This is a genomic window from Thiomonas sp. 13-64-67, from assembly GCF_002282795.1.
Lineage (GTDB): Bacteria > Pseudomonadota > Gammaproteobacteria > Burkholderiales > Burkholderiaceae_C > Thiomonas > Thiomonas arsenitoxydans.
On the sequence record NZ_NCKP01000004.1, the window covers coordinates 58296 to 72415 of the forward strand.

At 66.5% G+C, this 14120-nt stretch carries 11 protein-coding genes; 9 read left to right on the forward strand and 2 right to left on the reverse strand.

All coding sequences use genetic code 11. The annotated features are described in order from the left end of the window. Positions 1 to 14: 14 nt before the first annotated feature. The 9 genes from B7X30_RS01965 (at position 15) to maiA (ending at position 12469) form a co-directional block, all read left to right on the forward strand. Positions 15 to 3767: a tetratricopeptide repeat protein gene (locus B7X30_RS01965; RefSeq protein WP_286728771.1), complete on the forward strand. Its 3753-nt coding sequence runs from the start codon at positions 15 to 17 to the stop codon at positions 3765 to 3767. Positions 3768 to 3804: 37 nt separating this feature from the next. Next, the gene (locus tag B7X30_RS01970) at positions 3805 to 4389 is read left to right on the forward strand and encodes an LpoB-related protein (RefSeq protein ID WP_286728772.1); all 585 of its coding nucleotides are present in this window, start codon (positions 3805 to 3807) and stop codon (positions 4387 to 4389) included. Positions 4390 to 4423: 34 nt separating this feature from the next. Further along, positions 4424 to 5899, forward strand: a complete 1476-nt coding sequence (locus tag B7X30_RS01975; RefSeq protein ID WP_286728773.1) for a hypothetical protein — start codon at positions 4424 to 4426, stop codon at positions 5897 to 5899. Then, on the forward strand, positions 5896 to 7044 hold the full coding sequence (locus B7X30_RS01980) for a HEAT repeat domain-containing protein (RefSeq protein WP_286728774.1): 1149 nt from the start codon (positions 5896 to 5898) through the stop codon (positions 7042 to 7044). The genes B7X30_RS01975 and B7X30_RS01980 overlap by 4 nt, the downstream gene beginning before the upstream one ends. A 14-nt stretch (positions 7045 to 7058) precedes the next feature. Beyond that, a complete protein-coding gene (gene pelF / locus B7X30_RS01985; RefSeq protein WP_286728775.1) occupies positions 7059 to 8822 on the forward strand; it encodes a GT4 family glycosyltransferase PelF in 1764 nt (587 codons plus the stop codon). Then, the gene (gene pelG, locus B7X30_RS01990; protein WP_286728776.1) at positions 8823 to 10193 is read left to right on the forward strand and encodes an exopolysaccharide Pel transporter PelG; all 1371 of its coding nucleotides are present in this window, start codon (positions 8823 to 8825) and stop codon (positions 10191 to 10193) included. It begins immediately after the preceding gene. A 70-nt stretch (positions 10194 to 10263) separates the two neighbouring features. After that, positions 10264 to 10809 (forward strand): VOC family protein, encoded by a 546-nt coding sequence (locus B7X30_RS01995; RefSeq protein WP_286728777.1) that lies wholly within the window; start codon positions 10264 to 10266, stop codon positions 10807 to 10809. Next, a complete protein-coding gene (locus B7X30_RS02000; protein WP_286728778.1) occupies positions 10806 to 11819 on the forward strand; it encodes a fumarylacetoacetate hydrolase family protein in 1014 nt (337 codons plus the stop codon). Before B7X30_RS01995 ends, B7X30_RS02000 begins: the two co-directional genes overlap by 4 nt. Before the next feature lie 5 nt (positions 11820 to 11824). Beyond that, positions 11825 to 12469, forward strand: coding sequence for a maleylacetoacetate isomerase (gene maiA / locus B7X30_RS02005; protein WP_286728779.1), 645 nt, complete (start codon positions 11825 to 11827; stop codon positions 12467 to 12469). A 19-nt stretch (positions 12470 to 12488) separates the two neighbouring features. Here maiA and phhA read toward each other — a convergent pair whose 3' ends face one another. Together phhA and hppD are read right to left on the reverse strand one after the other, a co-directional pair. Then, positions 12489 to 13355: a phenylalanine 4-monooxygenase gene (gene phhA / locus B7X30_RS02010; RefSeq protein WP_286728780.1), complete on the reverse strand. Its 867-nt coding sequence runs from the start codon at positions 13353 to 13355 to the stop codon at positions 12489 to 12491. Positions 13356 to 13369: 14 nt separating this feature from the next. After that, positions 13370 to 14120: 4-hydroxyphenylpyruvate dioxygenase (gene hppD, locus B7X30_RS02015; RefSeq protein WP_286728781.1), on the reverse strand; the 751-nt coding region annotated here is incomplete at its 5' end.

Genomic DNA, 14120 nt, shown 5'->3' on the forward strand with positions numbered 1-14120 from the left:
GACAATCCGCCTCAATGCTGGAAAAAACCCGCCCCGCCACCCGCGACCCGCTGCACATCTCTCCAGACGATCCGCAGCGCAGTCGTCTATTTCCGCGTGGCGCCTTGCTGGGGCTGGGCCTGTTGTGCGCCGCAACGCTCGCGCTGGTCTATCCGGGGCAGAACCTGATGCGGCTGCTGAGCACCAGCGCCGACGACGGGCTGGCCATCGACTACCTGCGCCACCTGGTCGATCTGCGCGGCGGCAATATCGACCTGCGCCTGATGCTGGCGCAGCGCTATATGCACATCGGCAAATCGCAACAAGCCCTCGACACCCTGCGTTCGGTGCACACCCCGCAGGCCGACGCCCTTCGGCTGCAAATCTGGAAGGCCCGCTGGTTCGATGCCCGCGCACTGGGCAAGGCAAAAGAAGAAGCGCAGGCCCGGCAGGCCCTCTCCGCGCTGCTGCAGCGCACCCAACCCGCCAACTTCAACGAATGGCGCGACACCCTGGTGCTGCTGCAAGGCCTCGACGAGCCGCAAGCCGTGCAGCGGCTCACCGGCATGGTGACCCGCTTTCTGCCCCTGCCGCCCGCCGCCGCACTGCAGGCTGCGCGTCTGCTGGTGGGCGTGCACGCCGAGCCACTGGCGGCGCAGGTCTTGTTCGCCACCGCCAAGACCCGGGTGACTGAGGCCGAGCGCGAGCAACTCATTGAGCAGGCCGCCCGCGCTCTGCTGGCCACCGGCGATCCGACGCAGGCCTATCGCCAGACCGCTGCGGCGCTCGGCAAAGGCGCGGTTGCGCCGCAGATGGCGTGGTTCATGGTGAAGCTGGCACTGGGCGCCAACCAGCCCGCCGAGGCGGGTGACTGGCTGCGCAAAGCCGTCGATCTCGACCTGCCCGCCGCCGCGCTGGGCAAGGCCCTCACCCCGGCGCAGCGCGAACTGGCCTGGCAAGTGCTGCTGGCCGGGGGCGATCTGCGCGGTGCGGTGCACATCGCCGATGCCGCGTTGGCGCAACAGGCGGGCAGCCGCAGTTGGGCCGAGCGCCGCGCCCAGGTGCTGGAGTGGAGCGGTCAGCCCGACGCCGCCATGCAACAATGGATCGCCCTGCTGCGCGCCGAGTTCACCCACCACGCCCTCGACGAACTGCACCGGCTGGCGCTGGCGCTGCATTCGAGCAGCGGCCTGGACGCCTATTGGGAACAGCGCGCCGCGCACACCACGCTCACCACAGACGAGTGGCTGCAATACGCCCAGGCGCTGGAGGTACGCGGCCATCCTGAAAAAGCGGTGAGCATTCTGCGCCAAGCCGCGGTCAAGCAGCCCGAGGTGCTGACTTCCCTGGCCTGGCTGCTGGGCAATATGGGCGAGGTGGACGCTTCGCTGGCGGCTTACGCCGAGGCGCTCGCGCGCGGCACGCTCAGCCTGCGCGGCAGTATCGACTACGCCATTGCCCTGCTGCAAAACGGCCAGTTCGAGCAAGCCCGGCAGACGCTCGAGCAAACCCAGCACCTCTCGGATGACACACCCTGCCGCAGCACACCGGCTGCCGTCATCACCGATGGCAGCGCCGCCGCCCAAACCCCGCCTTGCAACGATGTCGATTTGCTCGCTGCGCACCAGGGGCTGCTGGGCGACATCGCCTGGGACATGGGCGAACAGCGCAGCGCGCAAAGCGCCTACGGCAGCATCTGGAACAACCCGCAACTGCGCGACCGCATCAAGCCCTATCAGCTGCAACGCTTCATCATGCTCACGCAAAAATCGCAGGGCGACGCCGCCGCGCTGCGTCTGCTGCCGCAGGCCTGGGCCAAGGCCCCGTCGGAGGCGCTGGCGCTGTTGTGGCTGCAATCGCTGGTGCGTCAGCCCAGCACCCAAGGCATCGCCGAGTGGGAACGCGTCGTGCTGGGCAGTGCCGCGGGCGCGCCGCTGCGCCAGCAGCCGCAGATGTACGCCGCACGCGCGCAGGTCTGGCGCGCGCTGGGCCGTACCGACCGGGCGCTGGCCGATCTGCACGAGGCCCTGCGTCTTTCACCCGGCAATACCGATAACCAGATCGCCCTGCTGTGGATGCTGATCGATGCCAACCAGCCCGACGCCCTGCGGCAAGACGTGGCGCGTTACAGCCGCAGCCTGCAAGGCCTGCCCGATGGCCTCGACGTGCTTTCCGCCGCGGCGCAGACCTTGGGCGACAACGCCGCCGCCGTGCGCTACGGGCAGCAGCTCTACCCCCGCAAAAAGACCGATGCACTCTGGCTGCTCAACTACGGCGATCTGCTGGCGCAGGCCGGTGACAGCCGCCGCGCGCAGGCGGCCTATAACCAATCGTGGGCGCTGCTGCAAAAAGCCGCCGCGAGCGAGAAAAAAACCGTTGGCAAAACCACTGATCAAGACCTGAACGCACTGCTCGCCCGTCTTCGCCTGAGTCACACCCGGCTCGATGGCGCGGGTCAACAGGCGCTGCTCGGGCAGTTGCGCGACAAGCTGCGCAGCGGCGATCTGACCAGCCCGCAAACCCTGCAGGCCAACGCCGCGATTGCCGACTGGCTGCTGCGCCTCGACACCAATTCAGCCGCCCGCTGGTGGCTGGCGCGGCGCGTGCTCACTCCGGCGGCGCGGCAATCCATCGAGCTGCAGATGGCCTTGCGCGCGGGCGACCGCGAGACCGTGAGCCGCCTGCTCGACCAGGGCGCGGCCCGCCATCTGCTGCCGCAAGACCGGGCGGAGGCCGAGCGCGTTGCCGGTCGGCCGCTGCAGGCCCTGGCCACCGCCGAAAAAGTGCTGGAGACGGCCGCCGAGCGCGGCCAGGACAACCCGGCGCTGCAAGCCCTGGCCCGGCAGACCGCCGAGCAGCAACTGGCGCTGGCGCACCGCGCCACCGTCACGCTGGAACATCGCCAGATCGACAACGTGATCCGCCAGGGGCCGGTCATGCGGTTGTCGCTGCAACTCGGCGGGCAGTGGCGGCTGCAGGCGCAAGCCAGCCGCCAGTCCATGCACAGCAACAACACCGCGGCGCTGGTCGGCGTGCCGTCCACCTGGAGCGACGCAGAGCTGGGCCTGCAGTGGCAGGGCGAGCGTTCGCAACTCGGCGGCACGCTCACCCACAACACCGCCGTGGGTCGCTTGAGTGGCTGGCGCATCGAGGGCGGCACGCAGCTTCCGGGGCAGGTGCGAGCGCAGCTCGAGGCGGAACACAACGCCGTGGCCGATGAATCCGGCCCGCTGCAGATCGCAGGCGCGCGCGACCGGTTGGCGCTGCGACTGTCGCGCGATTTCGGGCGGATGTGGGCCAATGTCAGCACGGCGGTGATGTCGTATGACACCCGCCGCGGCAATCCGCTGGGGCATGGCGCGAGCACGCAATTCGAATTGGGCTTTTGGTTTCGCCGCAGCGAGCCCGATCTCAGTGTGAAACTGCTGGGCTATTCCAACCGCTTCAGCGCCAACGCCGGGCCGCCGCTGCCCGACTACGCGCCGCTGGTTCCGGGCGGCGCCGCGCCCAATGCCGCGTTTTTCATCCCGGCGGGCGACGATGTGTACGGCCTGGGTTTCGGCTTCAATATGGCGCACAACGACACCTACACCCGCCGCTGGATGCCCTATGCCGAGGTCGATGTGCTGCAATCACGCCGGTTGGGGCTGACCAATAACCTGAACCTGGGGCTGCACGGCCCGGTGTTCGGGCCCGATCAACTGTCTTTGAGTTACCAGCGCCAGCAGAACACCTCGGGCCTGAACCGGCAGTGGAGTCTGCAGTACCGTTTGTGGTTCGGTCGATGACCGCGTTCTTTTCACCCCGATGAAGCAGGAGAGTTCCATGTCCCCATCCCCCACTCCACACTCCCCCGCCCGCCGCGCCGCGCTCGGTCTGGCCGGCGCCGCCGTGATGCTGCTTGCGGGCTGCGCCGTCACCGCCCTGCCCGGCCAGTCGCTCTCGGTGCCGGCCGATGCCAAGTTCGCCGTGCTGCCGCTGAGCAACGCCACCGATTTGCCGCTGGTCGAGCGCAGGGCGCAGGCCATCACCGTCTCGCTGCTGCAGCAAAAGGGCTTGCGCGACGTGGTGGTCTATCCGCTCAAATCCACCGACAACCCGCTGGAGGCCGAGCCCGCGGTGACCACAGCGCAGGCGCTGGCCTGGGCCAAGCAGCAAGGCGCACGCTATGCGCTCTCCGGCACGGTCACCGAATGGCGTTACAAAACCGGGGTGGACAGCGAGCCCGCGGTGGGCATCACGCTGCAAGTCACCGATGTGCCGACAGGCCAGGTGGTCTGGAGCGCCAGCGGCGGCCGCTCGGGCTGGGGCTATCAGGCGCTGGCCGCGGTCGGGCAGTCGCAGATCGAAGCGCTGCTGCGCGGCATCCGCGTGACGGCCTCGGTCGAAAAACCCGCCGCCAAGCCCTGACGCGCTCAACGCCCAGCGTCTTTCTTACCGCCGCATGAAACTCGACAATCTCTCCACCCGCGTCAGCCGCCGCATGCGCAGCGAGTCGGCGCGCATGCGCTGGCAATGGCTGCGCTACTGGCGGCCGAATACGCAGTCGGGGCGGCTGATGGCGATGTTCGAAGCCGTGCTGCTGCCGGTGCTGGTGCTGTGGCTGGGCGCCAAGCTCAGGCCGGATGATCCGCTGGGCGCCCACGCCGGTTTTCCCTGGGCCTGGTTCGGCCCCTGGCTGATCGCGGTGCGCTACGGCGCCGGGTATGGGCTGTTCGGCGTGGGGTTTTACGCGGCGTTCTGGAAGTTCTCCCCCACGCTGTTCCATAACGCCCCCGCCGCGGAATTTCCGGCCGAGTTCTTTCTCGGCGGCATGCTGATGACCCTGATTCTGGGCGAGTTCGGCGCGGCCTTCCGCAACCGGCAGGTGCTGCACCGCGAAGTCACCAAAGACCTGACGGCGCGGCTGGAGCGCACCAAACGCCGCCTGTTCGTCATCAAGGAAGCACTGTCCACCCTGGAGCAGGAGCTCACCGACCGTCCCATGACCCTGCGCGACGCCCTGCTCGACCTGCGCCGAACCTTCACCTTCCAGGGCAACCGTCCGGCGCTGGCCGCCCCCGCAGCCACACCCGGCCTGCCGACGCCCGCGCCCCTGCCCGACCCGCGCGCCTTTCTGCAGCTGCTCAGCCAATCGTGCCGCCTGGTCGAGGCGGGCATCTTTGTGCGCGAAATCGGCCCGCAGGGGCTGCAATGGCGGCTGGCCGCCTCGCTGGGCCAAACCCTGCCCCCGCTCGATCCCGGCGAGGTGCTGATCAACCGCATTCTGGAAACGCATCAGTCGGTGCACATCGCCCAGGCCCATCTGAACGAAACCGACGGCAGCAACCCCTGGGTCTTCGCCGCCCCGCTGCGGCTGGACGAATACGACGAGGTCGATGCCCTGCTGGCGGTGCACACCATGCCCTTCATGTCGTTCGAGGAAAACAATCTGCAGCGCCTGCAGGTGCTGTGCGCGTCCTATCTCGATTTCAGCCAGCTCGAACTCAGCGTGGAAGATGTGCGCTCGGCCTGGGTGCAGGCGCCCATCGGCCTGCAGCAAGAGTGGGCGCAGCTCAGCGAGCTGGGGCAGAACTTCAAGCTGCGCAGCTACTGTGCGGTGTGGAGCGGGCAAGGCCGTGTGAGCGACGACGCGCTGGCCGAGTTCGCCGGTCTGCAGCCGGTGGAGAGCTCCACCTGGACGCTCAAGGGCCGGGGCGGCAAACCCGCGCTGATCGTGCTCCTGCCCTTGTTGAGTTCCGGCGGGCTGGCGAATTACCGCCGCGACATGGCGAGCCAGCTCGTGCAGATTCTCAGCCGCAGCAACCAGCGCCCCGATCAGGCCTTCGATCTGGACTTTCTCGAAGTCTCGGGCGCCCCCAGCTTCCTGGAGTTGCGCCGCCTGCTGAGCAGCGCCGCAGCGGAAACCAAGACCTCATGAATCCCCTGTTCTACAAGCTCGGCTCGCTCATCGTCCTGCTGGAGACGGTGGCGGCCTGGCTGCTGGTCAGCCGCGACGACACGGATCTGCTGCTGTTCTGGGCGGTGCATGGTGCAGCGGCGGTGCTGGTCGGGCTGCTGCTGTGGACGCTGCTGCCCGCCGATCTGCGCAAACCCAAGCGGCTGTCACTCACCCTTTTGACCTTGCTCGCGTTTTTCTTTCCGGTCGTCGGCGTGTTCGGACTGCTGATCGCCGCGCGGCTGGCGCAATGGCTGCCCATGCGTCACCAGGCCACCGAGCACCTGCGCGAAGCGCCGTCGCTGCAGGTGTTCTCCGTCTCGCATATCGACGACGACCAGCGCCGCGACTTGCCCGCAGGCCAAACCGCGCGCATTGCCCGCGACCAGAGCCAGCCGCAGGCCCAGCGCATTCGCGCGGTGCTGGCGCTGCGCGAAATGTCGCCGCGCATGACCCTGCCGGTGCTGCGCAAGCTGCTGTCCGACCCCGATGAAGAAATCCGCCTGCTGGCCTACGGCATCAGCAACACCTGGGAGCAGCGACTTACCGATAGTCTGCAGGACGCCCTGCGCGAAGTCGAAGTCGTGCGCCACACCGCGCCCACCGGAGCGGCACTGGCGCGTGCTGCGCAGCGCGTGGCCGAGTTGCAGATGGAGTTCATCTATCAGGGCCTGGCCCAAGGCGATCTGCGCGACTTTGCCTTGCAGCAGGCCTTGCACTACTGCACGATCGCCCGCGACGCGCTGCCGCAAGACACCGGCCTGCAGATGATGTTCCTGCGCCTGTCTCTGGCCGCGGGCAAGACCGATGCGGCCCGCGAGGTGCTCGAACATCTCGCCTCGGAAGGCGCCAGCCCGACGCTGTGGCGCCCTTACGCCGCGGAGCTGGAATGGATTGAGCGGCGATTCGGCCGCATCACCGGCGTGCTGCAACCGCTGGGCACTCGGCAGGTGGCCCCCCGGCTGCGTCCCGTGGTGCGGGTCTGGCAGACCGAAACCCCGACTCGAAGCGAGCCGGTCATCTCCGACACACCCGCCGTGCAGCGCCCAGGAAGTGCGCCACGCCCTGCCGAGCCCACCCCGGCGCCCGGCCCGCTGAGCGATGCCGATCGCCTGCTGCTGAGCTGATCTTCTCCCTGCCCATGACACAACCCGACTTCACCGACACGCAACCCGAGGGCCGCGAAGCCCCCTTCGAGGTCGACGTCATGCTGCTGCTCGAAGGCACTTACCCCTATGTCTCGGGCGGCGTGTCGAGCTGGGTGCACCAGATCGTCAGCGGATTTCCGCACCTGCGCTTTCATCTGGTGTTTCTTGGCTCGCGCGAGGAAGACTATGGCAAGCCGCGCTACCAGATGCCGCCCAATGTGGTCGGGCTCACCCATCACTATCTGTTCAGCGACGCGGTGCTGCCCGCCGCGCGCGAAGAACGCGGCGACGCCGCGACCGCCGAACTGGTGGAAAACCTGCACACCCTGATTCGCGATGGCCAAGACGCCGCCAGCCGCGCCGAAGTGCTGCGCGCCAGCCTGCAAGCCATGCAGGACAAGCTTGATCTGCACTACTTTCTGCACTCGCATCAATCGTGGGGCTACCTCACCGCCCAGTACCAACTTCGCTGCACCGATCCGTCCTTCGTCGATTACTTCTGGACGGTGCGCACCATGCACACCCCCATCTGGACGCTGGCGACGCTGGCCCGCGAACTGCCACGCGCCCGCATCTATCACACCGTCTCCACCGGCTACGCCGGGTATCTAGGCGCGGTGCTCGCGCGGCTCTACAACAAGCCGCTGGTGCTGTCGGAGCACGGCATCTACACCAAGGAACGGCGCATCGACCTGTTCTCGGCCAACTGGATCAGCGACAACACCCCGGTGCTCGAACGCACCGCGGGCGAGGCCGGCTACTTCCGCCAGCTCTGGATTCGTCTGTTCGAGTCGCTGGGCCGCATGTGCTACGACGCCGCCGATCCCGTCATCGCGCTATACGAAACCAACCGCCTGCGACAGATCGCCGACGGCGCCAACCCCATCACCACCAGCTGCATCGCCAACGGCATCAACGTGCCGCCCTTCGCCGCGACCCGCGCCTTGCGCCCTGCTTCGCCCCCGCTGGTGATGTGCCTCATCGGCCGGGTGGTGCCGATCAAGGACATCAAGACCTTCATCCGCGCGGTGCGCGTGGCCAGCAACCGCCTGCCTGGGCTCGAAGGCTGGATCGCCGGGCCGGAGGACGAGCACCCGGAATATGCCCGCGAGTGCCATGATCTCGCCGAGAGTCTGCAACTGGGCGACACCCTCAAGTTCCTCGGCTTCCAGAAGCTCACCGAGCTCATGCCCAAGATCGGGCTGGTGGTGCTGTCGTCCATCAGCGAGGCGCTGCCGCTGGTGATGCTCGAAGGCTATGCCGGGGGTGTGCCCTCGGTCACTACCGACGTGGGCTCGTGCCGTCAGCTCATCTACGGTCTGGGCGCGGAAGACGAAGCGCTGGGCGCCTCAGGCGCCGTGGTCGGCATCGCCGACGCGCAGGCGCTGGGCGAAGCCTGCGCCGAACTGCTAGGCGACACGGCCCGCTGGCAAGCCGCCAGCGCTGCGGGCATCGCCCGGGTCGAGCGCTACTACACCCAACCCATGATGTTCGACAACTACCGCGCGGTCTACGACGACGCCCTGCAACGCAGCGCCGCCCGCGACGCAGGGCTGAGCGATGAAGTCGGCGCAGTCGCCACCTGGCTGCGCGGCGAGCCGCCGCTGGACGAGCCGCCCCTCGCGGTCGATGCGGCTGCGCCCCAAACTGCACTGCACACCGAAAGAGAACCCGCCGCCGTCGCCGAGCCGCCTCAAGACGGCGGCAGCCCCCTCGGGGGGCAGAGAGGGCGCAGCCCGAACGTGGGGGCAACATAAATGGCTGGCATCGGCTTCGAACTGCGCAAACTGCTGCGCTCCGAGTCCTACCTCGGGCTGCTGCGTGCCTACACCTATGCGTCCATCATCAGCTCCGGGCCGTGGGTGTTTTCCATCATCGGCCTCATCGCGGTGGGCGTGCTGTCGCTCGGCGTGGTCACGCCCGACACACTCATCACCCAGTTCCAGGTGACAGTCACTTATCTCATCATGGCCTCGCTCATTCTCACCGGCGGGCTGCAACTGGGTTTCACCCGGTGGGTGGCCGACCGACTGTTCGAGAAGCGCAAGGACGACATCGCTCCGGCCTATTTCGGCGTGGTGCTCGTGACCACGGCAGTGAGCGGCGCCTTGGGCTGGCTGGTGGCGCTGCTGGGCTTCAACGGCGTGGGCAATCTATACCGGGTGCTCATCGTGGTCGGGCTCACACTGCTCTCGAACCTCTGGATCACGACGGTGTTCCTCTCGGGCCTGAAGCAGTACCGCGCCATCGTCGGCCTGTATGCGCTGGGCTACGGCATCTCGGTGCTGCTGTCGTACTTCGCCCGCCCCTGGGGGCTCGACGGCTTGCTGCTCGGGTTTATCGGCGGGCAGTTTGTCATGTGGGTGCTGATGCTGTGGCTGGTGCTACGCAACTTTCCCGTGGTTCGCCCCATCACGCTGGCCTGCTTCCGCCCGCGGCAGATGTATCTCTCGCTCATCGCGGGCGGGGTGCTTTACAACTTGGGCGTGTGGGCGGACAAGCTCACCTTCTGGTTCACCACCGGCACGTCCACCCCGGTCATCGGGCCGCTGCGCGCTTCCACCATTTACGACCTGCCGGTGTTTCTCGCCTACCTGTGCGTCATCCCGGGCATGGGCATTTTTCTGGTGAAGTTCGAGACCGACTTCGTCGAGTGGTACGACAAGTTCTACACCGCCGTGCGCGAAGGCGGCGCGCTGCAAGACATCGCCCGCTATCACGACGGCATGCAGGGCGTGGTGCGCGAGGGGCTTTATCAAATTCTGAAGGTGCAGGCGCTTACGTTGTTGGCGGTCTACACCTTCGTGCCGGCGCTGTTTTCGTGGATCGGCATCAGCAGCCTGTACATCCCGCTGTTCCTGGTGCAGGCTGTGGCGGCGAGCTTCCAGGTGATGCTGCTGGCCGTGCTCAACGTGTTCTATTACCTCGACCGCAGACGCGATGTGGTGGTCATCACGGCCACGCTCACCGTGCTGAACTTTGCGCTGAGCATGCTCTCCATCCACCTTGGCCCGGCCTTCTTCGGCTACGGCTTCGGCGTGGCCCTGCTCCTCACGCTGATGCTGGGCATGATGTTGCTGCAGCGCCTGTTCCGCAAGCTGGAGTATCAGACCTTCATGCTGCAGTAGTCTCCCGCGGGCCTGCAAACCGACTGTTTTGGGACTAGAGTTTCAAAGTTAACAAAACAGGAGACTCATCATGCTGGTCCAAAAGATCCATCATGTTGCCTACCGCTGCAAAGACGCGCTGCAGACCGCGCGCTGGTACGAGCAGCATCTGGACATGAAACTGGTGCTGTGCATCGCCGAAGACACCGTGCCCTCCACAGGCGAAGCCGATCCCTACATGCACATCTTTATCGACGCGGGCCAGGGCAATATCCTGGCCTTCTTCGAGCTGCCCACGCAGCCCGAGATGGGACGCGACCCCAACACCCCCGTCTGGACCCAGCACCTCGCGCTGGAGGTCGGCTCGATGGACGAACTCCTCGCTGCCAAGAAGCGCCTGCAGGACGCTGGCATCGACGTGCTCGGCCCGACCGACCACGCGCTGTTCCAGTCCATCTACTTCTTCGACCCCAACGGCCACCGCCTGGAACTGGCCTGCAATACCGCCAGCCCCAAAATGCTGGCTGCGCTCGACGCCGTGAAGTGGGACATGCTCGAAGAATGGAGCCAGACCCGCAAAGCCCCCAAGCAAGCCGCCTGGATGCATGACGGCCGCTACAAGGAGATGTTCCAGTGAGGCTGGCCACGCTGAAGACCACGACCCCGGACGGCCAACTCGTCGTGGTCAACGATACCCTGACGCTCTGCCAGCCCGTACCCGACATCGCCCCGACCCTGCAGGCCGCGCTCGACGACTGGGCGCGCCGCGCCCCGATGCTGCAGGACGCTGCGCTGGCCCTGCAAGCCGGAACAGCCAAGCACGTCCAGCCCTTCGACGCCACCGCCTGCCACTCGCCCCTGCCCCGTGCCTACCAGTGGGCCGACGGTTCGGCCTACATCAACCATGTCGAGCTGGTACGCAAGGCACGCAAGGCCGACGTGCCCGCCACCTTCTACACCGACCCGTTGATGTATCAGGGCGGCTCCGACAGCTTCATCGGCCCCTGCGACCCTATCGTGGCCAAGGAGAGCTGGGGCATCGACTTCGAGGCCGAGGTGGCCGTCATCACCGGGGAGGTGCCGCTGGGCGCCACGCCCGCGCAGGCGGCGCAGGCCATCCGTCTGGTGCTGCTGGTCAACGACGTCTCGCTGCGCCATCTCATTCCGGCGGAACTGGCCAAGGGCTTTGGCTTCTTCCAGAGCAAACCCGCGTCGGCGTTCAGCCCGGTGGCGCTCACGCCCGACGAACTCGGCGCGGCGTGGCACGACCACAAGCTGCATCTGCCGCTGCGGGTGGAGGTCAACGGCCAGCGCTTCGGTCACCCGAATGCCGGGGTGGACATGACCTTCGACTTCGCCCAACTCATCGCTCATGCGGCCAAGACCCGCCGACTAGCGGCGGGGACGATCATCGGCTCGGGCACGGTGTCGAACAAGCAGGGCGGGCTGTGGGGCTCCAAGGTCGAGCACGGCGGCGTGGGCTATGCCTGCATCGCAGAAGTGCGCACCTACGAGACCATCGAGCAGGGCGAGGCCGTCACGCCCTTCCTGCGCGATGGAGATGGGGTGGAAATCAGCATGCACGATGACCAAGGGCGAAACCTGTTCGGCAGCATCCGCAACCGCGTGCAGGCGCTGCCGGAATGAGACCGATGAAGCTCTACACCTACTTCCGCAGTTCTGCCGCCTATCGGGTTCGCATTGCGCTGCACCTCAAGGGGCTGGCCTTCGAATCGGTGCCTGTGCATCTGCTGCGTGACGGCGGCCAGCAACACGCCGCTGGCTATGCCGCGATCAACCCCAACGAAACCGTGCCCACTCTGGACGATGACGGCCAGATCCTGAACCAGTCCCTGGCCATCATCGAGTATCTGGACGAAACCCACCCGAGCCCGCCGCTGCTGCCGGGATCGGCGGCAGACCGCGCGCGCATTCGCGCCATCGCCCAGACCATCGCCTGCGACATTCATCCCATCAACAATCTGCGCGTGCTGCAGCAGCTGACACTGACGTTCGATCTGAGCGAGGCGCAGAAGGCTGCGTGGTACTGCCACTGGGTCGAACGCGGGCTGCAGGCCGTCGAAAAGATGCTGTCCGACGACCCGCGCACCGGCCGCTTTTGCCACGGCGATACGCCCACCCTGGCTGAGTGCTGCCTCGTCCCGCAGGTGTTCAATGCCCGCCGCTTTGGCTGCAGCCTGGCGGGACTGACCACCGTGGAGCGCATCTGCGCGGAGTGCGAAGAGTTGGACGCCTTCGCGCGCGCCGCGCCTGCGCGTCAGCCCGACGCCGAATAGACCCTCCTGCCCGACCGTCTCAGACCGATTCGGCGCTGACCTTTTCGTCCACCTCGTCGGGCAGCAGCGCCCCAGCCTCGATCTCCGGCAACGCGGCTGCTTGGTCGTAGAGCGGGGTGAAGTCGGGCGCCGTCGCATCGAACAATTGCTGGAAGTTGTCGATGATGAAATAGGTCGCCTGATACGAATCGATGCGATAGCGGCTACGCAGCAGCCGCAGCAGATCGAAGCGCACGCGCCGCGCTTGCGGACTGTGGAGGCTGTGTTCCACCTCGCCACCCGACGACAGAATGCCCGCACCATAAATCCGCAACCCTTGCGGTGTACGAATCAGGCCGAACTCCACCGTGTACCAGTAAAGCCGTGCCAGAAACTGCAGCGCGTGCTGCCCCTGAGCCTTGAGCCCGCCCGCACCGAACGCCTGCATATAGTCGGCAAACCGGGGCTCGAACAACAGCGGCACATGGCCGAACAGATCGTGAAACAGATCGGGCTCGACGATGTAGTCGAACTCCTCTGGCTTGCGCAACCACACCGTCACCGGAAAACGCCTCGCCGCCAGCAGGCTGAAAAACGCCGCTTCGGGAATCAGCCCCGGCACGGCCACGATCTCCCAACCTGTCGCCGCCTTCAGGCGGACGTTGATGTCGTCAAAACGCGGAATGCTGCTGCGCGCCTGCAGATGCGGCAAAGCCCGCACAAATTCCTCGCAAGCCCGCCCCGGCAACAGCGCCATCTGCCGCGAATAGAGCCGCTCAAACAACTCGTGCTCTCGCGGGGTGTAGCGCGCCCATTGCTGCGCGCAGGTGTAGTCGGCATCGCAATGCGCGTAGTCACCACGCGGGGTGATGCTGGCCTCGCCGTAAGTCACCGGAACGCTGGACATGATCGCCCCCATCCTCAGGCGTTCTGAGTTTCCAGCACGCCGCGGCGCATCTGGTCGAGTTCGATGCTTTCGAACAGCGCCTTGAAGTTGCCCTCGCCGAAGCCCTGGTCGCCTTTGCGTTGGATGATCTCGAAAAAGATCGGGCCGATGACGGTCTGGGTGAAGATCTGCAGCAGGAGGCGTTTTTCAGGTTGCGTCGTGCCGTCGAGCAGGATGCGATCGGCGCGCAGGCGCTCCACCGCTTCACCGTGACCGGGCAGGCGTTTGTCGAGCAGTTCGTAGTACGTGTCGGGCGTGCCGAGAAACTCCACCCCGGCGCGGCGCAGGCCTTCCACCGTGGCGAAGATGTCGTCGGTGGCCAGCGCAATGTGCTGGATGCCCTCGCCATGATAGAGGTCGAGATACTCCTGAATCTGCCCGGCTTTTTCCTGCCCTTCCTCGTTGATGGGAATGCGGATCTTGCCGCAGGGGCTGGTCATGGCCTTGCTCTTCACCCCGGTCACCTGGCCCTCGATATCGAAGTAGCGGATCTCGCGGAAGTTGAACAGCCGGGTGTAGAAATCCGCCCATTCGCCCATGCGGCCGCGGTGCACGTTGTGGGTGAGGTGGTCGATGGTGGTCAGGCCGGCGCCCACGTGCTCCGCCGCAGCATCGTTCACTGGCTCAAAGTCCACGTCGTAGATCGAGATGTCGCCGATGCCGCCGTTGCGCCCATCCTTGCCGCGCCAGCAATCGACGAAGTAGATCAGGCTGTCGCCGATGCCC

Bases quoted from the DNA above. Each gene is read 5' to 3' on its own strand.
- pelF (WP_286728775.1), top strand. From the start codon at position 7,059: ATGACACAACCCGACTTCACCGACACGCAACCCGAGGGCCGCGAAGCC.
- maiA (WP_286728779.1), top strand. From the start codon at position 11,825: ATGAAGCTCTACACCTACTTCCGCAGTTCTGCCGCCTATCGGGTTCGC.
- pelG (WP_286728776.1), top strand. From the start codon at position 8,823: ATGGCTGGCATCGGCTTCGAACTGCGCAAACTGCTGCGCTCCGAGTCC.
- B7X30_RS01965 (WP_286728771.1), top strand. From the start codon at position 15: ATGCTGGAAAAAACCCGCCCCGCCACCCGCGACCCGCTGCACATCTCT.
- B7X30_RS01995 (WP_286728777.1), top strand. From the start codon at position 10,264: ATGCTGGTCCAAAAGATCCATCATGTTGCCTACCGCTGCAAAGACGCG.
- B7X30_RS01975 (WP_286728773.1), top strand. From the start codon at position 4,424: ATGAAACTCGACAATCTCTCCACCCGCGTCAGCCGCCGCATGCGCAGC.
- B7X30_RS01980 (WP_286728774.1), top strand. From the start codon at position 5,896: ATGAATCCCCTGTTCTACAAGCTCGGCTCGCTCATCGTCCTGCTGGAG.
- phhA (WP_286728780.1), bottom strand. From the start codon at position 13,355: ATGTCCAGCGTTCCGGTGACTTACGGCGAGGCCAGCATCACCCCGCGT.
- B7X30_RS01970 (WP_286728772.1), top strand. From the start codon at position 3,805: ATGTCCCCATCCCCCACTCCACACTCCCCCGCCCGCCGCGCCGCGCTC.